Here is a 21,767-nt window from a genome sequence, read left to right as displayed (position 1 = left end):
GAGCGGAAAAAAGGGGCAGACTCGCGTCCACCCCTCTTCGCTTCGGTTTGCCTTGGCGTCAGTCGAGCTTGAAGCGGACGCCGACGCGATAGGTCCGGCCGAGCAGGTCGGAGAAGGTGCTGTTCGCGGCAAGGCCCGTTTCGGGGAGCAGCAGCGGGTTGGCGTCGAACAGGTTGGTGACGTTAAAGAAGAATTCGGCCTCCGACGCGCCGCCGACCTTGATCTTCTGCGTCAGGTTGAGGTCGACGTAGAAGGTGCCTTTGACGCGGTTGTTGTCGTAGGTCGGGAACTGGCTGGTCGAGGTCGGGCACCCGCTGGTGCATTCGATCGCGTTCGCCAGATATTTGCCCGAGCTGACGCCGCGGCCGGTGACCGTGCCCGAGAAGGTCGGGGTCGAATAATTGACATTGGCGCGGAAGATCCACTTGGGCGTGCTGAACTGGCCGCCGTTGGCGCCCACCGTGTTGACCGGCGTCGTCCCGGCGATGCCGGTCTCCGACAGATTCTCGATGTAGCGCGTCGCGGTGCCCTTCAAGGTGATGCTGCTGTTTTCGCCCACGGGCAGGCGATAGGCGGCATCGAAGTCGATGCCGCGCACCAGCCGGCGCACATAGTTGAACGGCTGGGTGCGGATCAGCAGATAGGGCGTCGTCGGGGTCGAGCGCACCGGATCGGTGGTGATCGCGTCGCAGAAGGCCTGGATGCCTTCGTTGCAGCGGTTGACCACTTCCTGCGCGCTGATCGAGTCGATCGCATCCTCCAGATCGATGCGGAAATAATCGACCGACGCCTGGAAGCCCGGCAGGAAGCGCGGGGTGATCACGCCGCCGATGTTCCACGAATCGGCCTTTTCGGGCTCGAGCGCGGGGTTGCCCGTGGTCAGTCCCGAATAGGGGAAGAACTGCGGGCCATTGGCGAGGTCGGGGGTGAAGGCGGGGTTGCGCACCGAATCGCTGTTCGCGGTGCCGGCCTGGAACAGCTCGTTAAGGTTCGGCGCGCGAATGTCGCGCGAGCGCGTGACGCGGAGGCGGATGTCGTCGATCGGCGCCCAGGTCGCGCCCAGCTTCCACGTCGTGACATAGCCCGAGGTCGAATAGTCGGTCGCGCGCACCGCGCCGTTGAATTCGAGCCCGAAGCCCAGCGGGATCAGCGTTTCGAGATAGGCTTCCTTCACATTATAGCTGCCGCGGAAGGGCAGGTAGTTGCCGACCGACCAGCGGTTCGAGGTGGTGCCGTTGGGATTGATGATCGGCTGGAACTCGGCGGGCACGCTGCCGCGGATCTTCTCTTCGCGATATTCACCGCCGATCGCGATGCTGACGTCGCCTGCCCAGGTGGCGAAGGGCGTCAGCGACAGGTTGGCGCCGGTGACATATTGTTCCAGCACCTGCTTGCGGAACGGATCGCCGAGCACATAGTCGATCGCCGCCGGGTCCGCGACGCCGATCCCGAGGCGGTTGAGCGGCACGCAGGCGGCGTCGTTATTGAGGGGGTCGGCATCGACGTTGATCAAGCACTGGATCGAGCCAACCGCATAGCCGCCGGCATTGCCCGCCGGCGCAAAGGCCGCGTTGGTGGCCGCCGTCATCTTGGCGACGTGCATGATGTTGCGCAGCTGTTCGCGCACGTCGGAGCGGCCGTATTGGCCATAGACGTCCCAGCGCGCCGACTTGCCGAAGGCGTCGAATTCGCCCTCGGCGCCGATGACATAGCGCTGGACCTGGCGCTTGTTGTTGATGCCGCGGAAGGGAAGATCGGCGGCCGTCGTCGTGATGCTGACGCTGGTGACGCCCGCGAGCCGCTGCGCGCCGAGCGTCTGCAGCGCGAAGGCGTTACAGGTGATCGGGGTCGGGACGACCGTACAGCCGGTGGTGTTGAGCGTCGCCGAGCCGAGGTTCGGGCCGGCGTTGAAGAAGACTTCCTGCTTGTTGAACGAGCCCTCGGCGAACAAAGTCACGCCGTCCGAGACGTCGAAGCTGAGGCGGCCGTAGAAGCCGTAGCGATCGTCCTTCGGCGCAAGGCCGATGCGGCGGCCCGAATCGTTGACGCGCCAGTCGCCGCCGACCGTGCGCGTGACGGCGGCCGCGCCGCCCAGCGCGGGCGAGTTGAACGAGCCATATTGGAACGGGATGACCTGGCCGTTCTGGCCGAAATAGAGGCCGCGCAGTCCGTTGTTGTTGCCCGCCGAGCCGGTGATGAAGCCGCCGGGCGCCTGGTTGGTCTGCCCTGCATTTTCGCGGAAGGTGATGAAGGCGGGCTGGCCGTTGGTTGCGGTATAGGCCGGGTTGGCAAAGGCCAGATAGCCCTTGTGGTTCCACGGCCGGTCGTTCGGATCGACTTCGTAGATGCCGTCCTGATGCGCGATCTCGGCGTTGAAGACGAAATGGCCGCGGCCGTCGGCGAAGGATTTGCCGCCCGCGATGCTGCCCGAATAGTTGAAGCCGTCGCCGACATGGGTGATGCCGACGTCGCCGGTGATGCGAATCCCCTCCAGCTTCTTGTTGAGGATGAAGTTGACGACGCCGGTGACTGCGTCCGACCCATAGGCCGACGACGCGCCGCCGGTGACCAGCTCGACGCGTTCGATCAGCGCTTGCGGGATGGTGTTGATGTCAACCCAGCCGAAGATCGTCGAACCGACCGAACGGCGGCCGTCGACCAGCACGAGCACGCGGCTCTCGCCGAGGTTGCGCAGGTTGAGCGCGTTGATGCCCGCCGAGCCGTTGGAGATGTTGAGGCGCGAGTTGGCCGGCTTGGTCGAGCCCGCGAGCTGGGGCAGCTGGTTGACGAAGTCGGCGATATTGTTCGACGGCGAGGTGTTCTGAATATCCTCCTGCGTCAGTACGATGACCGGGGTCGGCGCCTTGAAGCCGTCGCGCGCGATGCGCGAACCGGTGACGATGATCTGATCGCCCGAGGCCGCTTCGTCGCTTTCTTCCTGCGGGGGCGTTTCCTGCGCCATGGCCGGGACGCTGTGAACCAGCGCCAGCGCGGTCATCGCCGCGCCGAAGGCGATATTGCGGCCCAGCGACCCACGAACTCGTCCAATATTACGCATTTCTACCGTCCCCTTTGTTGCCCTGGAGGTCGAACCGCACGTCGCTTGCCGCGTGCTCTGGTTCGCCCTGTCGTCCCACCTGTCCGCCTGGCGGAGCGTCGCCCCGTCCCGTTATTTTCTTGGATAGTCACCGTAACCGGCCGGCAAAGGCCGCGACCGGGGGCCGCGGATGTCCGGCTTCGTGACGGCGAGGTTACAGGGTGGTTGCAGCCGGTCAACTGCTCCGCTGCTAACCTTGCGATATAGACATATAGCCTGGGGGCATAGGGTTGCCGTGCGGCGCCATCACGCGGATAGCTTGCAGTTATAGGCGGCGCCCCGCTTGTTATGGGGCCGCGCCGGGGGGCTGCGATAGGGTTTTGGTTCGCGATCGTCATTCACTTTCGGGGAGGGCCTGTTGATCCAGCGCCGCGCATTCTTGCTGGCTTCCGCCGCGTTCGTCGCGATGCCGGGCAGCCTGTTCGCCAAACCGCGGGTGAAGGGCGGCACGCAAAAGATCAAGCTCGCCGGCGCGCGCGCGCCGATCGAGGTGGTCGAGGACGAACTAGGTGTGCCACATATCCGCGCCGCGTCGAAGCACGACGCCTTTTTCGGGCAGGGCTATCTGGTCGCGCGCGACCGGCTGTTCCAGATCGACATGGAGCGCCGGCGCGACATGGGGCGCATGGCCGAGGCCTTCGGGCCGCGCTTCGTCGCGGCCGACAAGGCGGCGCGGCTCTTCCTCTATCGCGGGGATATCGACGCCGAACTGGCGGCAATACCGGCCGACGTGCTCGAATGCGCGAAGGGCTATATCGCGGGCGTGAACGCGCGGATCGACGAGCTGGCCGCCGACCCGTCGCATCTGCCGCTCGAATATGGCATCCTCGGGATCAGCCCGCTGCGCTGGGATGTGCGCGACCTGGTGCGGGGCCGCGGTATCGGCATGGGCGACGCCGACGACGAGATACGCCGCGCGATGCTTCACGCGCGCGGATTGCTCGAGGCCGACCGGCTGATGGCGCCGCTGCGCCCCGCCTGGTCCTTCACCATACCCGACGGTCTCGACACCGCGGCGGTGAGCGAGGCCGACCTCGGCGTGCTCGATCCCGCCAACCGGCCGGGGGGCTTCGAGCCGCTGCAGGAGGCCGCGTGGTTCGACCCCGAGGCGCGGCGCGAGGACCGCTTCGCGCAGGGCAGCAACGCCTGGACCGTTTCGCCCTCGCGCACCGCGACGGGGCGTCCGATCCTCGCCAACGACCCGCACCTCGGCATCGGGCGGTCGAGCCCGCGGCATATGTGCCATTTGTCGGCGCCGGGGCTCGACGTGATCGGCGCGGGCGCGCCGGGGCTGCCGGGGATCATGCAGGGGCACACCGACCGCTTCGCCTTCGGCCGCACCAATTTCCACATCGATCAGACCGACCTGTTCATCCTGCGCACGAAGGAAGGCGATCCGGGCCGTTACTGGCACAAGGGCGAATGGAAGGCGTTCGAGAGTTTCGAGGAGGATATCCTCGTCAAGGGCGCGCCCGCCGAGCGCGTCACCCTGCGCTATGCGAACGGGCGGCCGATCGTGTCGGAGGATGCAGCGCGCGGCCGCGCGGTCGCCTTCGCCACCGTCGCGATGCTGCCCGGCGCCAATGCGCGTTTCGCGATGATCGCGATCAACCTGTCGACCGACTGGGCCTCGCTGCGTCAGGCGTTCAAGCTGCACGTCTCGCCGACCAATTTCCATTATGCCGACATCGACGGCAACACCGGCTGGCAGACGATCGGCTTCACCCCGCGGCGGCCGAAGCACGACGGGCTGTTCCCCGCGCCGGGCGACGGCGACTATGACTGGACGGGCATATTGCCGGTCGAGGATATGCCGCACGTCTATAACCCCGCCGAGGGCTGGTTCGCCTCGGCGAACCAGATGAACCTGCCGAAGGATTATCCGTATCGCGAGCGGATCATCAGCTTCGGCTGGAGCGACCCCTTCCGCTACGATCGCTGCGCCGAGGTGCTGCGCGCGCAGCCCGAGCACCGGATCGAGGACAGCATCGCGCTGCAGCACGACGTCCAGTCGCTGCCCGCGCGCGCTCTGGTCAAGATGCTGCCCGCCGCTCCCTCGGCCGAAGCGGCGCAGGCGGTCGCGCTGCTCAAGCGCTGGGATTGCGGGATCGAGGCGAACAGCGGCGCGGCCATGCTCTACGAAATGGTGCTGCCCTTGCTGTCGACTGCGGTATACGAGCGGGTCGTGCCCGCGGCGGCGCGCGACCTGGTGACGTCGCTCAACCTCGCCGAGATGCTGCGCATGCTGGCGGAGCGCGACAAAAGGCTGGGCGACGATCCCGCCGCGGCGCGCGATGCGCTGGTCGACGGCGCGCTGGTCGCCGGGTGGAGAAAGGCGATCGAACTCGGCGGGCCCGATCCCGCGGGCTGGCAATGGGGCGACCTTCACCGCGTGACCATCGAGCATCCCCTCGCGGCCTCGAACCGCGCGATCGCCGCGGCCTTCCCGAAGATCATGGGCGGCCGCTCGGGCGGCGACTGGAACACGCCGATGGCGCGCGGTTTCAACGCGCGCCGCAATTTCGACGTGTCGCACGGCGCGAGCTATTTGTTCGTCGCCGACGTCGGGGCTTGGGACAACAGCCGCTTCCTGCTGCTGCCCGGCCAGTCGGCCGACCCGCGCTCGCCGCGCTACCGCGACTTCTATCCGCTGTGGCTCGCGGGGACGATGCAGCCCTTGTGGTACAGCAAGGCGGCGGTGGACCGCCACGCCGCGGCGCGCACAATCCTAACCCCCGCTTAAAGCGCCTCGGCGATCGCGACGAGAGCGCGGTCGACGGCGGCGGTGGCCTGGCTGTCGGTGTCCTCGGGCATGTCGTTGGCGAGCGCCGAGAAGATGAGCGTCTTGCCGCTGCGGGTCGTGAGATAGCCCGACAAAGCGCGCGACGCGTTGAGCGATCCGGTCTTGGCGAAGAGCTTGCCTTCCAAAATCGTGCCCTTGAAGCGGCTTTTGAGGGTGCCGTCCTGCCCCGCGATCGGCAGCGTCTCGCGCCACGCCATGCTCCACGGCTGGCGCGATATCCAGCTGAGCAGGGCGACCGCGGCGCGCGGGCTGATGCGGTTGTAGCTCGACATGCCCGAGCCGTCGGCGAAGTGATAGCCGGTCTCAGGCAGCCCGGCTGCGGTCATTACGCGGTGCATCACCGCCTGTCCGTCGGCGATCGAGCCGCTGCCCGCGTGGCGCGACACGCGGCGCAGCATCAGTTCGGTATGGAGATTCTGGCTCTCCTTGTTGATACGGATCATATTCTCGGCGAGCGACGGCGCGGGCAGTTCGGCGAGCATCGCGGGCTCGGTCGGCAGGGTGGCGGGCGCGCCCTTGCGGTTCTCGGGATTGTCGGTCGCGGCGAGCAGCCGATGGCGGACCGCGATCTCGCCATCGACCTTCACCCCGCGCGCGCGCAGCAATTCGCCGAGGCGCCACGCCGCATAATGCGCGGGGTCGTCGATGCCGTAGCGCAGGGTCAGCGGTGCGGCCTCGGCACCGACGGTGCCGGTGAGGCGGAGGGTGCGGCTGTTCGGCATGCGGTCGGCCTCGATCTCCTCTGTCTTGCCCGCGATCGTGACGACCTGATTGTCGATGCTGTAATAGCCCGAGGTGTGGAATGTCGGCGCGGCGCCGATCGCGCCGGGCTTGAGCTTCACCACCAGCTCGTTGTCGTCGAGCGTCAGCGCCGAATTGCCGGTGCCGTAGCGCGACTGGATATTGTTCCAGCTCATGCCGGGACTCCAGCGCTCGTCGGGGAACCAGCTGTCGTCGCCGACGATGTTGCGGACGTGGCGCGTCTTCGCCGCGACGGCGTCGGCGAGGGTTTGCAGGCAGTCGGTCTTGCAGTCGTCGGCGCTCGACAGCAGCGCGTCGCCGCGGCCGTGGAGCACGACATCGGTCGCGCCGCCCGCCTGTTCGAGGCGGACGCCGGTACCCTTGGCGGTCTGCTGAAGCAAAGGCAGTTCGGCATAGGCAATCGCGGTGGTGAACATCTTGGTGTTCGACGCGGGGATGAAGCGCTGATCGGGGGCGATCGACACGAGGATTTCGCCATCCAACGTGGTGACGAGCATGCCGAAGCGCGACCCCGGCGGGCCCTCGGCGAGCTTCTGTTCGACCATGGTCTGCAAGGGGACGGGCGCCGGGCTGGTCTGCGCGCTCGCAGCGCTCAGCGAAAGCGACAGCGCGAGGGCCGAGCCGAGGGCGAAGCGTGCGATCGTTGGCGTCATATTATGTCCGTTCATCCCAGGCTGTGATGACCGCATTGCCCACCGCGGGGCGCACGGCCGTGATGCCGCTGTCGGCATGGCGGGTCGGATGGACCCGGTTGGTGAGCAGGGTCCAGGCGAGGCCGCGTTCGAAATCGATCCAGAGGCCGGTGCCGGTGAAGCCGGTGTGACCGATGGTCTCGGCCGAGCAGGCATCGCCGCCGTGCCAGCCGGCAAAGGCGCGTTCCCAGCCGCAGGTGCGGTGGCGCTCGCCCGCGGTTCGGATTTCGACCATCATCGCGCCCGACAGGATCTCGCCCGCCATCAGCGCGCGCGCGAAGCCGAGCACGCCGTCGACGGTGCCGAACAGGCCGGCATGTCCCGGCGCGCCGCCGAGCGCATAGGCGTTCTCGTCGTGCACCTCGCCCTGCATCACACGCCCGCGCCAGCTGCAATTTTCGGTGGCGACGGCGGGACCGGGGGGCGGACCGAAGCCGAGGCCTTCGCCGAGCGGCCAGTCCGACAGCGGCGCGCCGGTGAGGCGTTCGATCGCGATGCCGAGCAGGATGAAATTGATGTCCGAATAGACCGGCGGGCCATGGCGCCATTCGCGCTGGAGGACGAAGGCGCGCAGCCGTGCGGGATCGTCGCCATAGGTATAGATGGGCTCGACCGCGGGCAGGAAGCTGCGGTGCATCAGGCAGTCGCGGAAGGTCAGCCGCCGCTCGGCGGCACTCGCGACATCATATTGGCGGAGATCCGGGATCGCGTCGGTCAGCGGGCGGTCGAGGTCGAGCCGGCCTTCGTCCGCGAGCGTCAGGATCATAACCGTCGTCGCGATCACCTTGCTGAGCGAGGCCAGGTCGAACCAGTGCTCGCGGGTCAGCGCCTCGCGCTCGGGGACGAGCGCGGCCATGCCCGCGAAGCGCACCGCGCTTGTGCCGTCGGCGCTCACCACGCCGAGCGCGGCGCCGGGGATGCGGCCGCTTTGCGTCGCTTCGAGCGTGGGGGCGAAGCCCGCTTCGCAGAGGGCGCCGAGGCTCATGCCGTGCGCCCCTTCACGCGGACGATGACGGGGAGCAGGAAGATCGCGGCGAAGCTGAGCGCGCCCGACAGCAGGAAGAAGCCGTCATAGCCGATCTGGGTCTGCATCGACCCCGAGGCGCCCGCGAGCAGGCGCGGCAGCAGGAAGGCGAAGCCCGATAGCAGGGCATATTGCGCGCCGGGATATTTGGGGCTGACGAGCATCGAGAGATAGACGACGAACACCGCGCCCGCGAAGCCGTTGCCGAACTGGTCGACCGCGACCGCGGTATAGAGGATGAACGACGCGGGCTCGCTGTGCCACAGCCAGACGTAGATCCAGTTGCCGAGCGCAGCAGTCACCGCGCCGATGCCGAGCGTCCAGCCGAGCGACAGCCGCGTCGACAGCCAGCCGCCGAGCGCGACCCCCGCCATGCTCGCCGACAGGGCGACGACGCCGTCGGCGACGCCGATCTGGTGCAGGCTGTAGCCGCGCTCGTTCCACAGCGGGTGCGACAGCGTCAGCGCGAGCACGTCGCCCATGCGGTAGAGCGAGACGAAGGCGAGCAGCGCGAGCATGGCATAACCGTAGCGCCAGAAGATCTCGACATAGGCCGCGGCAAAGCCCGATTTGCGGGCCAGGAAGTCGGCGGGCAGGCGGTTGATGCGCGGCAGCGCGAGCGCGAGCAGGGCGAAGGGCAGCAGCGCAATGGCGAGAACGACGGGGGTGATGTTTGTCTTGGCCGAGATGCCTGCGCCTTGCGCTGCGGAAAGCAGCACCCAGCCGACGGCCGTGGTGGCGAGCGTCGCGGCGAGCAGAATCAGCAGGCTGGCCGATATCCCCTTGATCAGCGCGGCGCCGCGGCCGGCCGTCCCCGGCTGGTCGGGGCGCATCGCGGCAAGGATCGGGAAAGGCGCGAAGGCCGCGACCGCGATGACCAGATAAGCCCAGGTCCAGTCGGCCCAGGCCGCCACCAGGATCGCGCCGCTTCCTGCAGCGACCATCGCGCTGCGATAGCCCCAGAGGTTCGCGGCGACGATCGGCGCCTGCTCGGCCTGCGTGGGTGCGAGCTCGATGCGCCAGCCGTCGGCGGCGACCTCGAGCGTCGTCGTCCAGAAGGCGAGCAGGATCGCGAAGAGCGCGGTGAGCGGCAGGCTCTTGTCGCTCGATGTGAAGGCCATTGCGACCATCGAGAGGAAAATGCCGAGCTGCGACAGCATGATCCACCCGCGGCGGCGGCCCCAGAAACGCGCGAAGCCGGGGATATCGTAGCGCTCGACGAGCGGCGCCCAAGCGAATTTGAAGGTCGGCAGCAGCGCGATCCACGCGAAGAAACCGATGATGACGATGTCGACGCCGTGCTTCGACAGGCGCAGCGTGAGCACCGCGTTGAACATGTAGAAGGGCAGGCCGGCGGAGAAGCCGAGCAGGAGGTAGAGGCCGAACAGGCGGCGTGCGGAGGGCTTGGCGGGGGTTTCCGACGGGAGGGCGGTGGTGGCGGCGGTCAATTAATCCTCCCCGCTTGCGGGGGGGGGGACCGTCCGCGAAGCGGGTGGTGGAGGGGGGGCGCGGCCTGAAGCGACGTTGCGCGAGGAGGCGAACCCCCTCCGTCAGCGCTTCGCACTGCCACCTCCCCACAACTGGGGAGGATTGTATTATTCCCACCCCAAAACCACTGCAGGACCGCAGCCCCGCAACCTTCACCCCCGTTTTGCCCCGATGCCGTCAAATGCCACCCCAGAAGCCGGGCTGCGGCGGCGACAATATGCCGTTCGCTGCGCTCACCCCGCCCGGGCGATCCTCGGCAAGCCAGAGCGGTCCGTCAAGGTCGGCGAAGCTGCTTTGCGCCGCAATCGCCCAGGCGGGGGCGATCGAGAGCGACGAGCAGATCATGCAGCCGGTCATCACGCCGAGCCCGCGCGTCCGCGCCGCCTCTGCCAGCTCGAGTGCGGCCGTCAGTCCGCCGGTCTTGTCGAGCTTGATGTTCACCACACCATAACCATCGGGCAGCGTGTCCAGATCGGCGGCAACATGCACCGCCTCGTCGCCCGCGATCGGGATTGCAGAGCGGAAACCGGCGAGGTCCCCGTCGGCGTCGGCGGGCAGCGGCTGTTCGAGCAGGTCGATGTGCAGCTCGACGAGCAAATCCTGCAGGCGGGCGACTTCGGCGATGGTCCAGCTTTCGTTGGGATCGACGATGACTTTGGCATGAGGCGCCGCCGCGCGGACCGCTTTGATCTGCGCCGCGGGGTCGCTGCGGTCGACCTTGACCTTGAGCAGCGGCGCATCGGCGAGCGCTGCCGCGGCGGCCGCCATGCGATCGGGGGCGTCGAGGCTGATCGTCATCGCGGTGACGATCGGCGGCAGCGGTTTTTCGAGGCCGAGCGCGGCGGCGATATCGCTCCCCGCGAGGCGCAGTTCGAGGTCCCACAGCGCGCAGTCGACTGCGTTGCGCGCTGCGCCCGCGGGCATTAGGGCGAGCAGATCCTGCCGGCTGATCCCATGCTCGATCGCATCGCGCGCCGCCTCGATCGCGGCGATCGTGCTTTCTTCATCCTCGCCGTAGCGCGGATAGGGGACGCATTCGCCGCGGCCGGTGACCCCGTCCTCGCTGAGCGCGACGGTGACGACCTGCGCCGCGGTCTTCGTGCCGCGCGAGATGCGGAACGGCGTGTGCAGCGGCAGCGTCTCACCCGCGACGGTCAGGGAGCGGCGCATGCGGTCAGGCGGTGGCCGCGACGTTTTGCGCGGCGGCTTCGGTGCCGAGCAGCCGGTCGAGGATCGTCTCGACCCCGAAGCGATAGGGATCGCTGGTCGGCAGCTCGAATTCGGCCTCGATCTTCGCGCACAGTGCGCGCGCCTCCGCCTCGGGCATCGCCGAGGTGTTGAGCGCGATGCCGACGACGCGGACATCGTCGTTGGTGAGCCGCGCGGCGTTGAGATTGGCCTCGATCGTCTGCGCGATGCCGGGGAGCGGATAATGCGGCAGGCCGCGCATATGCGGGCGCACGGGATCGTGGCAGAGCACGAGCGCGTCGGGCTGAGCGCCGTGGAGCAGCCCCATCGAGACGCCCGCGAAGGAGGGGTGGTAAAGCGAACCCTGGCCCTCGATCAGGTCCCAGCCGTCGTCATCGCGCGGCGGCGACACCTGTTCGATCGCGCCCGAGATGAAGTCGGCGACCACGGCGTCGAGCGGCACGCCGTCGCCCGCGACGAGGATGCCTGTCTGTCCGGTGGCGCGGAAGTCGGCGGCGACGCCGCGCTTGGCGAGCGCGTCCGCCAGGCAGAGCGTCGTGTACATCTTGCCCACCGAACAGTCGGTGCCCACGGTGAGCAGGCGCTTGCCGGCGCGCTTCTTGCCGTTGCCGACGGGGATGTCGGGGCGCGGGTCGCGCACGTCGTGGAGCTGGCGGCCGAGCCGCGCGGCGGCCTCGACCAGCCGCGGTTCGGCGTTCAGCCGGTGGTGCAGCCCCGATGCGATGTCGAGCCCGGCCTCCAGCGCGGCGAGCGCATCGAGGATCAGCGGCTCGCCGAGCTTGCCGCCGGCGTTGGCGATGCCGAGCACGAGGGTGCGGGCACCGGCGGCGCGCGCCGCGGCGAAATCCATGCGCGGCAGGTTCAAGGTCAGCGGGCAATCGTCGTGGCGAAATTCGCCGACGCTGATGTCGGGGCGGAAGACGGCGAGCCCGCGCGAGGTCTTGATATCGGCGGGGTCGGTCGCGTGGCCGAGGTAGAGAAGATAGGGCGTTTCGATCATATGTCGGCAGACCTGCGTAACGGTGGAACCGCGTTCTTACGCCCGGTTGGGACGGCGGTGTATATATCTAGCGCCCGCTATCCCATAGCCTGGCTCTATAACCCCTCGAGCACCGTCGCGAGCACCGCGAGGAAGGCCGAGGCGGTTTTCGACGGCGGGCGGTTCTGCAGATAGACCGCGTTGATGTCGAAGGTGATCGCGGGCTGGAGCGGCCGGCTCGACAGGCCGGGGGGCAAAGCGGCGTGCGCGGTAAAATTGTCGACGATGGCCATGCCGACCCCGGCGTTCACCAGCGCCGCGGCAACATAATAGGTGCGGGCCGACACCACCTCGTCGAGTTCGACCTCGAGCCGGCTGAGCTCGCTCGACAGCATCCGCCCGATCGGGCCGCTCTGCACCGGGCTGATGAACTTGTGCCCGCGCAGCTCGTCGAGGTGCAGCCGCGGCGGGGCGCCGGGCATATCCTCCTCGCGATAGATCACGACCAGCTCGCCCTCGCCGATCACCTGATGCGCGACGGGGGCCGACAGCGGCACCTCGAAGCTGATCGCGATGTCGGTTTCATGCTCGTAGAGCTTGCGCACCATCTCGTCGTGGTGAAGCGTCTGGAGGTCGAACATGATGTCGTCATGATCGGCAAGGAAGCGCGACACCGCCTCGGGCACCGCACCGAGGCCAAGCGAGGGGAGCGCCGAAATGCGCAGCAGCCCGCCGCGGCCGTGGCGGAGGTTCTGGCACGCCTGGCGCAGCGAGCGCACGCGGTCCTGGATGTCCGAGACTTCGGCAAACAAAGTGTGCGCGTCCTGCGTCGGGATCAGCCGGCCTTTCGAACGTTCGAAGAGGGTGAGGCCGATCGAGCGCTCGGCGTGGCGCAGCACCTTGGTCACCGACGGCTGCGACACGTTGAGCGAGCGCGCCGCGGCGCTGACCGTGCCGTGCAGGAACACCGCGTGAAAGATTTCGATCTGGCGCAGGTTCATCGCTTAAGGGCCTCGGGCTGAAAATGTCGGCGCACTTTCCTCTCTATGCCATCGGGTTATAGGGGGTGCAACAACGCTGGCTGGACGTCGGGCGCCCGCTCGGGACATCTGTTCGCCGACGTCCCGCAGAAAGGTTATGCCGATGCCGCTTGCCCCGCTTCGCCTCGTGCGCACCATGGCTCTGCTTCCTGCTGGAGCGGCTCTGCTCTCGATATCGGGGGCCTCCGCCAAGGCCGACGAAGCGGTCGATGTCATCATCCGCGGCGGCACGATCTACGACGGCGGCGAGGGTGCGCCTTTCGTCGGCGACGTCGCGATTCGCGGCGAGCGGATCGTCCATGTCGGTCCGCCGGGCGGCTTTACCGCACCGCGTATCATCGACGCGAAGGGGATGATCGTCGCGCCGGGCTTCGTCGATCCGCACACCCATGCCGACGGCTTTCTGCGCTCGCCCGACAAGGCGATGCGCGTCAACGCCGCCTGGCTCGCCCAGGGGGTGAGCACGGTGATGATCGGAGTCGACGGGTCGGGCACGCCCGACGTCGCCGCCGACGCCGCGAAGCTCGAGGCGTCGGGCATCGGCACCAATGTCGTGTCGTTCGTCGGCTTCGGGCCGGTGCGCCAGCGCGTGCTGGGGCAGGATGCGCGCGCGCCCGACGCGGCCGAGCTCGACCGGATGAAGGCGCTGGTCGCGAAGGGCATGTGCGAGGGCGCGGTCGGCCTGTCGACCGGGCTCTTCTATGCGCCGCAGAGCTTCGCGAGGACGGGCGAGGTCGTGGCGGTAGCGCGCGAGGCGGCGACCCGCGGCGGCATCTACGACACGCACCAGCGCGACGAATCGAGCTACAGCATCGGGCTGCTCGGATCGGTGCAGGAGGTCATCGACATCGGCAAGCAGGCGGGCATGCCGGTCCATTTCGCGCATCTGAAGGCACTCGGCGTCGACGTCCACGGCCAGGCGGGCGCGGTGATCGCGGCGATCGAGAAGGCGCGCGCGGAAGGGGTCGACGTCACCGCCGACCAATATCCCTGGCTCGCGTCGGGATCGAACCTCGACGCCTCGCTGCTGCCGCGCTGGGCGGTCGACGGCGGCGGCAAGGCGCTGCTGAAGCGGCTGGACGATCCCGCGACGCTGACGAAGATTCGCGGCGAGATGGCGGAAAATCTGCGCCGGCGCGGCGGGGCGAAGGCGTTGCTCCTGATCTCCGCGGGCTATCCCTGGACCGGGCAGACGCTCGAAAAGGTCGCCGCGACGTGGAAGCTCGACAGCCGCGACGCGGCGCTGCGCATCATCCGCGCGAGCGTCGAGGCGAAGGCGCGCGGCGAAAGCGGCGGCGGTACGTCGGTCGCGTCGTTCAACATGGCGCAGGCCGACGTCGACCTGCTGATGAAACAGCCGTGGATGGTGACCGCGTCCGACGGCTCCGACGGGCACCCGCGCATGTTCGCGACCTTTCCCGAAAAATATGTGCGTTATGTGCGTGAGCGGAAGGTCATCGATCTTGCCACGTTCATACGCCAGTCGACCGGGCGCACCGCCGACATCTACAAGCTCGATCGGCGCGGCTATCTGCGCGCGGGCTATTTCGCCGATGTGCTGGTGTTCGACCCCGAGGGCTATGCGCCGCGCGCCGATTATGTGCGCCCGCGCGAGCTGAGCGTCGGGGTCGACAAATTGTTCGTCAACGGCCAGCTGGCGGTCGACGGCTCGCGCACGACCGGCGTCGCCGCCGGCCGCGCGCTGCTGCGGCCCCGCCCGCCGGGCTGCGGCGAACGGGGCTGAGCGTCAGCGGCGGCGCAGCAGCGAGACCGTGCCATGGCCGCCGTCGGCGCAGACGCTGACGATCGTGCACGAGCCCGAGGGCTTGTCCCAGAGCTCCTTCACCGCCTGGCTGAGGTCGCGCGCGCCGGTCGCCGCAAACGGGTGGCCGATCGCGACCGAGCCGCCATTGGGATTGACGCGGTCCCAAGGGAAAGGGCCGAAATCGAAGTCGACGCCCGCATGATCATGCGTCCAGCCCGGCTTTTCGAGCGCGGCGACATTGGCGAGCACCTGCGCGGCGAAGGCCTCGTGGATTTCCCACAGCGTGACATCCTCGTAACGCAGCCCGTGCCGCGCGAGCAGCCGCGGGATCGCGAAGCTCGGCGCCATCAGCAGTCCGTCGACATGATGATCGACCGCGGCAATCTCGTGATCGACCAGCTCGGCATAAGGCGTGCCCTCGGGCAGCTTGCCGAGCCCTGCCTCGGTTGCGACCCATAGCGACGCGGCGCCGTCGGTGATCGGCGAGCTGTTGCCCGCGGTGAGCGAGCCCTTGCCCGACGTGTCGAAAGCCGGCTTCAGCGCCGCGAGCTTCTCGGCCGAGGTGTCGGCGCGCGGGTTGGCGTCGCGCGCGATCTCTGGGAGCGGCAGCACCAGGTCGTCGAAGAAGCCGCTTTCCCACCCCGCGATCGCACGCTGGTGGCTCTTCAGCGCCCAATCGTCCTGCGCTTCGCGGGCGATGCCCCACTCCTGCGCGGTCTCTTCCATATGGTCGCCCATCGTGCGGCCGGTGATGCGGTTCGCCCAACCCTTGACCGGCGTCAGGTCGTCGGCGGTCAGCGCCTGCAGCGCGGCGACCGCGGCGGGCGGGTCGGTGCGGAACAGCTTGACGATGCGCTTCGAGCTGGCGGGTTTGAGCCCGATCGGCGGGCTGCTCATCACTTCGGCGCCGCCGACGAGCGCGAGCTCGGCCGAGCCGCCGAGCATGCCGGCGGCGGCAAAGGCCGCGATCATGCTGGTCGAACAGGCGAGCACCGCCGAAAAGGCGGGCACGGTCGGGTCGAGCTTGGCATCGAGCCAGATTTCGCGACCGATGTTGCTCCAGCCGAGGCTGGGGATCACCGTGCCCCAAACGAACAGGTCGGGGCGCGCCTTGGCGGCCATCGCCTGGACCAGCGGGACCGACAGGCTGATCGCATCATGGTCGGCAAGCGCGCCGCCGCCGCGCCCGAAAGGCGTGCGGAGGCCGGGGGCGATGAAAATCTTCTGGGCAAAACGCTGCATGGCAAATCTCCATAATCGCGCGCGGGAGAGCGGCGGGGAAGCAAGCTATGCAGGGGATGTGGGTGGCGATGGTCCGGCTGTCTACTGGACCAAAGCATATCAAAAATATCGGGCGCGAAACTTTAGCTGCGCGCGCCGTCGAGAAACGCCGCGACCTTATCCAGCCCATATTCGTCGGTCACGAAGCTTTGCCCGATGCCGCGCGTCAGGATCAGCGGCAGCTTGCCCGCGCGGACCTTCTTGTCGTGCGCCATGTGGGCTGCGAGTTCGGCGCCGCCGGTGTTGATGCCCGCGCTGGCAAGGCTGTGGGGGAGATCGACGCTCGCGAGATGGTCGCGGACGCGCGCAGCCTCTTCGGGCGGGCAAAGGCCGTTGGCGGCTGAAAATTCATGCGCGAGGACCATGCCCGCGGCGACGGCCTCGCCGTGGAGGAGGCGGTCCGAATAGCCGGTTTCGGCCTCGAGCGCGTGGCCGAAGCTGTGGCCGAGGTTGAGGAGCGCGCGCACGTCCTGCGTCTCGCGCTCGTCGGCGGCGACGATGCGCGCTTTCGCCGCGACGCTATGCGCGATCGCCCTGTGGCGCGCTGCGCTGTCGCCTGCGAGCAGCGCGGCGCCATGGGCCTCGCACCAGGCGAAGAAGGCCGCATCGTCGATCAGGCCATATTTGACGACCTCGGCATAGCCCGCACCGAGCTCGCGGCGCGGCAGGGTGGCGAGGGTGGTCGGGTCAATCAGCACGAGCGCGGGTTGGTGGAAGGCGCCGATCAAATTCTTGCCCGCGGGCACGTTGATCGCGGTCTTGCCGCCGACGCTGCTGTCGACCTGCGCGAGCAGGGTGGTTGGTACCTGGACGAAGGCGCAGCCGCGCTTGACGATGCTGCACGCGAAACCGACGAGGTCGCCGGTCACGCCGCCGCCGAGCGCGATGACATGGTCGCTGCGCTCAACGCCTTCGCCGATCAACCACTCAGTGAGGCGCGCGAGGCCGTCCCAGCCTTTGGTGCCTTCGCCTGCGGGTAGGACGAGCGCGCTGTGCGCGATGCCCGCGGCGGCCAGTGAGGCCTCGACCGCGGCGAGATAATGCGGCGCGACATGCTCGTCGGTGACGATCATCGTGCGCGGGCGCTTCAGCAGCGGCGCGACATGCGTGCCGATCTCGTCGAGCAGGCCGTCACCGATCAATATGGGATAGCTGCGGCTGCCGAGGTCGACGGTCAGGCGTTCCATGTCGAGAGAGCCTCCATGATGGCGCGCACCGTATGTTCGTGCGGGCTCGACGCCGAGCTGACGCGGATATGCGCCTCGGCATAGACGGGGTTGCGCACCGCGGCGAGGTCGCGGAGCACTTCGCCGGGGTCGCGGCCCTTGAGCAGCGGGCGGTGGCTCCGGCGCGCGACGCGCTCGACGAGCGTCGGGATGTCGGCGTCGAGCCAGATCGACAGGCTGGCGTCCTTGATCAGCGCGCGCGTCTCGTCGTTCATGAAGGCGCCGCCGCCGGTCGCGAGCACGAGCGGCTTGCCGGTGAGCAGCCGCGCGATCACGCGGCGCTCGCCGTCGCGGAAATGCCCCTCGCCGAAGCGCGCGAAAATCTCCGAGATGTTCATGCCCGCGGCGCGCTCGATCTCGTCGTCGGCGTCGACGAAGCGCATGCCGAGCCGCTGCGCAAGGCGGCGGCCGACGGTCGACTTGCCCGATCCCATCAGCCCGACGAGCACGATCGGCCGCGCGCGGATATCGGCGGCTGCGGGCCCGGATGTCGATCCGGCCGGGCTTTTCGGGTTTCCCGTCATGCTGGGCGCGGCTATACCGCCCGCGGCGCGCGGGACAATGGTTTTGCTGCGGCGCGCAAATATTGGGCATGAGGTGTTTGTGATCGACGGATTTGGCGAGGGCGCGCGGTGAGGAAGAGCAAGGGTTGGACGCTGGCGCTCGGGCTGTCGGGCTCGGCGATCGCGGCGGCGCTGGTGCTGCCCGCGCTGGCGCAGGAATCGCTGCTGCCCGAAGGTTTCGGGACGCCCGCGCCGTCTCCCGCCCCGACGCCGGCGCCTGCGCCGCGGCCGGGTACGCCGACGCCTTCGGTGACCCCGGCCCCGACCGCGACCGGCGTTGCCCCGCCCGCGGTGGTGCCGACCACCGGCGCCGCGGCCGAAGACGAGACGCTCGAAGAGGGCGAGGAGGTCGAGCCCGGAACGCTGAAATATGACCTGCCGCCGGGCGCGCGGCGCTTGCTGACGCGTATCGGGCCGCTGACGCCCGAGACCGGCGGGCTGGCGCCCGACGCTTTCGGGGTGCGCGGCCAATATGCCGCGGCGCTGATGCGCGCGACGCGCGGGCCGATCGCCTCGCGCTGGGGATCGATCCTGCTGCGCCGCTCGCTCGCCTCGGCGATCGACACGCCCGCGACGATTAACGGTGCCGACCTCGCCGCCGACCGCGCCGGGCTGCTGCTGCGCATGGGCGAGGCGAATGTCGCGCGCACGATTGTGCAGTCGGTCGATTACGACCGCGCGAGCCCGCGCTTGGTGCAGATCGCGCAACAGGTGTTTCTAGCGAATGCCGATCCGGCGGGCCTCTGCCCCTATGTCCCCGGCGGTCTCGCGCATGGCGACCAGCATAGCTGGCGGCTCGCCGCCGGCATCTGCGCCGGGCTGTCGGGCGAAGCCGGCCCGGCAAGCTGGGCGATGAGCCGAGTGCGGTCGAGCGGCAAGGTCGCCGCTTTCGACATTTTGCTCGCCGAGCGCGTGCTGGGCGCGAGCATCGCGGGCGGACGCTCGATCACGATCCAGTGGGACAAGGTCGACCGGCTGACCAGCTGGCGCTTCGGCATGGCGACCGCGACCGCGACGCCGATCCCCGCTGAACTGCGGAACAGCGAGACGCCCGCCATGCGCGCGTGGACCGTGCTCGCGCCGATGAGCGAGATGAACGACCGCGTCGCCGCCGCGCCCGACGCCGCCGCGCGCGGCGTGCTGTCGAGCGAAGCCTATGTCTCGCTCCTGAGCGCCGCCGCGAGCGCCGAGGAGCCGCCCGAGACGCTGACCGCGCAGACCGATCTGCTGCAGAACGCCTTTGGCGGCGAGACGGCGACCGCGCGCTATGCCGCGATGCAGGGGCTGTGGGGCCGCGGCACGGGCGACATCGACCGCTATGCCGCGCTGATCGCGACGTCGCGCGCCGCCGCGGCGCTGCCTGTGGGTACCGCGGTGGACGAAGATCCCTGGCAGCTGATCGGATCGATGCTCGCGGGCGGGTATGACAATCGCGCGATCGATTGGGTGCCGTCGGTCAACGTCGGCAGCCGCGCCTGGGGTGTGCTCGCAGTCGGATCGCCGCGTGCGCTGAGTGGCACGACGGCCGGTGCGGTGTCGAATTTCGCGGGCGAGGACGGCAGCCCCGGCGCGCTGCGTTCGAAGCTGTTGCTCGCCGGACTCGCGGGGCTCGGGCGGATCGAGCCCGGCGAGGCGGCGTCGGCGGCGAGCGACCTCGGCGTCGACCTTGGCAAGCAGACGCGCTGGACGCGGGCGATTTCGGACGCCGCGGCGCGGCGCGAGCCGGGCATGGTTGCGCTGCTCGCGGCGACGGGGATGCAGGGCGACTGGTCGAAGATGCCGCCCTATCACCTCTATCATATCGTGCGCGCGCTGCGCGAAGTCGGGCTGCCGTCGGAGGCGCGGATGATCGCGGCCGAGGCGCTGGTTCGGGTTTGAGGTGCAAGACGGCGACGCCGCGCTGATCGACCGGTTCCTCGAAATGATGGCCGCCGAGCGCGGCGCGGCGCGCAACACGCTTTTGGCGTATCGCCGCGACCTCGAGCAGGCGGCGGCGATGGTGCCCGCGGGGCTGGAGGGCGCCGACACCGCGGCACTGCGGCAGGTCATGGCCGGATATCAATTGCTTGCGGCGAGCAGCGCGGCGCGCAAGCTGTCGGCGCTGCGGCAGTTCTACGCCTTCCTCCGCGACGAAGGCGAGCGGGCGGACGACCCCGCGCAGCCGCTTGCGCGCCCGGCGACGCGCCGGCCGCTGCCGCGCATCCTGACGCACGACGATGTCGAGCGATTGTTCGCGCAGGCGGGCGAGGAAGCTGCGGGCGAGGCGCCGCCGGCGAGCGCGGTGCGGATGCTGCTGCTGCTCGAGCTGCTCTATGGATCGGGGCTGCGCGCGAGCGAACTCGTCGGACTGCCGCGCCGTGCGGTCGCGGGCGAGCGCCAATATCTGATCATCCGCGGCAAGGGCGACAAAGAGAGGCTGGCGCCTTTGTCGGAGCGCGCGCGCGAGGCGCTCGATCGCTGGCTGCCGCTGGTCGCCGACGGGTCGCCCTGGCTGTTCCCGTCGGGCAAGAGCCATGTCTCGCGCGTGCGGTTGTTCCAGATGCTGCGCGAACTGGCGGCGCGCGCGGGCCTGGATCCCGCGGCGGTGAGCCCGCATGTGCTGCGCCACGCCTTTGCGACGCACCTGCTCGAAGGCGGCGCCGATCTCCGCGCATTGCAGCTGATGCTCGGCCACGCCGATATCGCGACGACCGAGATTTACACGCATGTCGACAGCCGGCGGCTGGTCGAGCTGGTCAACCGGCGGCATCCGCTGGCGCACATGGTCCCGACGCCGGCGGACGTTGACCTGACGCCGCCATCGGCCTAGCGACGTCCCCCATGACAGCCTTTCTGGACTTCGAAAAACAGGTCGCGGCGCTCGATCGCCAGATTGCCGAATTGCGCGAAATGGGCGACGATCCGTCGCTCAACATCGACAATGACATCGCGCGGCTCGAGGACAAATCCTCGAAGATGCTGCGCGACATCTATGCCAAGCTTACGCCGTGGCAGAAGACGCAGGTCGCGCGGCATCCCGACCGGCCGCATTTCAAACATTATGTCGCGGGGCTGTTCGACGACTGGATGCCGCTGGCCGGCGACCGCAATTTCGGTGACGACCAGGCGATCCTCGGCGGGCTGGCGCGCTTTCGCGGGCGCCGCGTGATGGTCATCGGACACGAAAAGGGCGACGATATCCCGTCGCGGATGAAGCATAATTTCGGCATGGCGAAGCCCGAAGGCTATCGCAAGGCGATCCGCCTGATGCAGCTTGCCGACCGCTTCGGGCTGCCGGTGGTGTCGCTGGTCGACACGTCGGGCGCCTTCCCGGGCATCCAGGCCGAGGAGCGCGGGCAGGCCGAGGCGATCGCGCGCTCGACCGAACAATGCCTCGCACTGGGCGTGCCGATGGTCGCGACGATCGTCGGCGAGGGCGGATCGGGCGGCGCGATCGCGATCGCCGCAGCGAACCGCGTCTTGATGTTCGAACATGCCGTCTATTCGGTGATCTCGCCCGAGGGCTGTGCGTCGATCCTGTGGCGCACCGCCGACAAGGCCGCCGATGCGGCCGCGGCGATGAAGATGACGCCCGATGACCTGCTGGCGCTCAAGGTCATCGACCGCATCGTCCCCGAACCCGTGGGCGGCGCGCACCGTGCGCCCGAGATCGCGATCAGGGCGCTGGGCGACGCGATCGCGCAGGAATTGGACGCGCTGGCGGGGCTGCCGCGCGACACGATCCTCGCCGCGCGCGAGGAGAAATTCCTCGCCATGGGCCGGGCCTGAGCCCAGCGGAACCCGATCGCGGGATCGACGTTCTCCCTGACAATCCGCTGAGCAAGATGTTCATCGCGGG

Annotated in this window: 15 protein-coding genes; 5 read left to right on the top strand and 10 right to left on the bottom strand. The window is 68.8% G+C overall.

All coding sequences use genetic code 11. From position 1 onward, the window contains the following. Positions 1 to 58: 58 nt before the first annotated feature. A complete protein-coding gene (locus tag BWQ93_RS10880; protein ID WP_077030564.1) occupies positions 59 to 3,058 on the bottom strand; it encodes a TonB-dependent receptor plug domain-containing protein in 3,000 nt (999 codons plus the stop codon). Between the two features lie 397 nt (positions 3,059 to 3,455). Here BWQ93_RS10880 and BWQ93_RS10875 point away from each other — a divergent pair, with 397 nt between their 5' ends. Beyond that, entirely contained in the window at positions 3,456 to 5,840 is a 2,385-nt protein-coding gene (locus BWQ93_RS10875) for a penicillin acylase family protein (RefSeq protein ID WP_077030563.1), read from the top strand. Here BWQ93_RS10875 and dacB read toward each other — a convergent pair. The 6 genes from dacB to BWQ93_RS10845 form a co-directional block, all read right to left on the bottom strand. Then, positions 5,837 to 7,315 (bottom strand): D-alanyl-D-alanine carboxypeptidase/D-alanyl-D-alanine endopeptidase, encoded by a 1,479-nt coding sequence (gene dacB / locus BWQ93_RS10870; protein ID WP_077030562.1) that lies wholly within the window; start codon positions 7,313 to 7,315, stop codon positions 5,837 to 5,839. The two genes, BWQ93_RS10875 and dacB, sit on opposite strands and share 4 nt — an antisense overlap. A 1-nt stretch (position 7,316) precedes the next feature. Then, complete coding sequence (locus tag BWQ93_RS10865) at positions 7,317 to 8,339, bottom strand: serine hydrolase domain-containing protein (protein ID WP_077030561.1); 1,023 nt, start codon at positions 8,337 to 8,339, stop codon at positions 7,317 to 7,319. Beyond that, positions 8,336 to 9,826 (bottom strand): permease, encoded by a 1,491-nt coding sequence (locus tag BWQ93_RS10860; protein ID WP_077030560.1) that lies wholly within the window; start codon positions 9,824 to 9,826, stop codon positions 8,336 to 8,338. Before BWQ93_RS10860 ends, BWQ93_RS10865 begins: the two co-directional genes overlap by 4 nt. Before the next feature lie 217 nt (positions 9,827 to 10,043). Beyond that, complete coding sequence (gene dgcA / locus BWQ93_RS10855) at positions 10,044 to 11,036, bottom strand: N-acetyl-D-Glu racemase DgcA (RefSeq protein WP_077030559.1); 993 nt, start codon at positions 11,034 to 11,036, stop codon at positions 10,044 to 10,046. Between the two features lie 4 nt (positions 11,037 to 11,040). After that, on the bottom strand, positions 11,041 to 12,075 hold the full coding sequence (dgcN, locus tag BWQ93_RS10850) for an N-acetyltransferase DgcN (protein ID WP_077030558.1): 1,035 nt from the start codon (positions 12,073 to 12,075) through the stop codon (positions 11,041 to 11,043). Between the two features lie 95 nt (positions 12,076 to 12,170). Further along, on the bottom strand, positions 12,171 to 13,055 hold the full coding sequence (locus BWQ93_RS10845) for a LysR family transcriptional regulator (protein ID WP_077030557.1): 885 nt from the start codon (positions 13,053 to 13,055) through the stop codon (positions 12,171 to 12,173). 142 nt (positions 13,056 to 13,197) lie between these two features. Here BWQ93_RS10845 and BWQ93_RS10840 point away from each other — a divergent pair, with 142 nt between their 5' ends. Beyond that, positions 13,198 to 14,838 (top strand): N-acyl-D-amino-acid deacylase family protein, encoded by a 1,641-nt coding sequence (locus tag BWQ93_RS10840; protein WP_083721176.1) that lies wholly within the window; start codon positions 13,198 to 13,200, stop codon positions 14,836 to 14,838. A 3-nt stretch (positions 14,839 to 14,841) separates the two neighbouring features. Here the strand turns inward: BWQ93_RS10840 and BWQ93_RS10835 are convergent, their stop codons facing one another. The 3 genes from BWQ93_RS10835 to BWQ93_RS10825 all read right to left on the bottom strand — a co-directional run bounded on the left by BWQ93_RS10835 (position 14,842) and on the right by BWQ93_RS10825 (position 17,890). Continuing rightward, a complete protein-coding gene (locus BWQ93_RS10835; protein ID WP_077030556.1) occupies positions 14,842 to 16,101 on the bottom strand; it encodes a thiolase family protein in 1,260 nt (419 codons plus the stop codon). 122 nt (positions 16,102 to 16,223) lie between these two features. Next, positions 16,224 to 17,327 (bottom strand): 3-dehydroquinate synthase, encoded by a 1,104-nt coding sequence (gene aroB, locus BWQ93_RS10830; protein ID WP_077030555.1) that lies wholly within the window; start codon positions 17,325 to 17,327, stop codon positions 16,224 to 16,226. Then, on the bottom strand, positions 17,315 to 17,890 hold the full coding sequence (locus BWQ93_RS10825; RefSeq protein ID WP_077030554.1) for a shikimate kinase: 576 nt from the start codon (positions 17,888 to 17,890) through the stop codon (positions 17,315 to 17,317). The genes aroB and BWQ93_RS10825 overlap by 13 nt, the downstream gene beginning before the upstream one ends. 108 nt (positions 17,891 to 17,998) lie before the next feature. On the opposite strand from BWQ93_RS10825, the gene BWQ93_RS10820 reads away from it, so the two are divergent. Genes BWQ93_RS10820 through BWQ93_RS10810 form a run of 3 tightly spaced genes read left to right on the top strand, consistent with a single transcriptional unit; the run spans position 17,999 to position 21,697 of the window. Continuing rightward, the gene (locus BWQ93_RS10820; protein WP_083720813.1) at positions 17,999 to 19,807 is read left to right on the top strand and encodes a hypothetical protein; all 1,809 of its coding nucleotides are present in this window, start codon (positions 17,999 to 18,001) and stop codon (positions 19,805 to 19,807) included. Between the two features lies 1 nt (position 19,808). Next, entirely contained in the window at positions 19,809 to 20,738 is a 930-nt protein-coding gene (locus BWQ93_RS10815) for a tyrosine recombinase (protein ID WP_156878207.1), read from the top strand. A gap of 11 nt (positions 20,739 to 20,749) precedes the next feature. Next, complete coding sequence (locus tag BWQ93_RS10810; RefSeq protein WP_077030553.1) at positions 20,750 to 21,697, top strand: acetyl-CoA carboxylase carboxyltransferase subunit alpha; 948 nt, start codon at positions 20,750 to 20,752, stop codon at positions 21,695 to 21,697. The last annotated feature ends 70 nt before the right edge of the window (positions 21,698 to 21,767 follow it).

Origin of the sequence: Sphingopyxis sp. QXT-31, from assembly GCF_001984035.1 — a bacterium.
Taxonomy (GTDB): Bacteria; Pseudomonadota; Alphaproteobacteria; order Sphingomonadales; family Sphingomonadaceae; genus Sphingopyxis.
The sequence above is the reverse complement of the archived record's forward strand: the minus strand, read 5'-3'. Positions and strand labels throughout refer to the sequence as shown.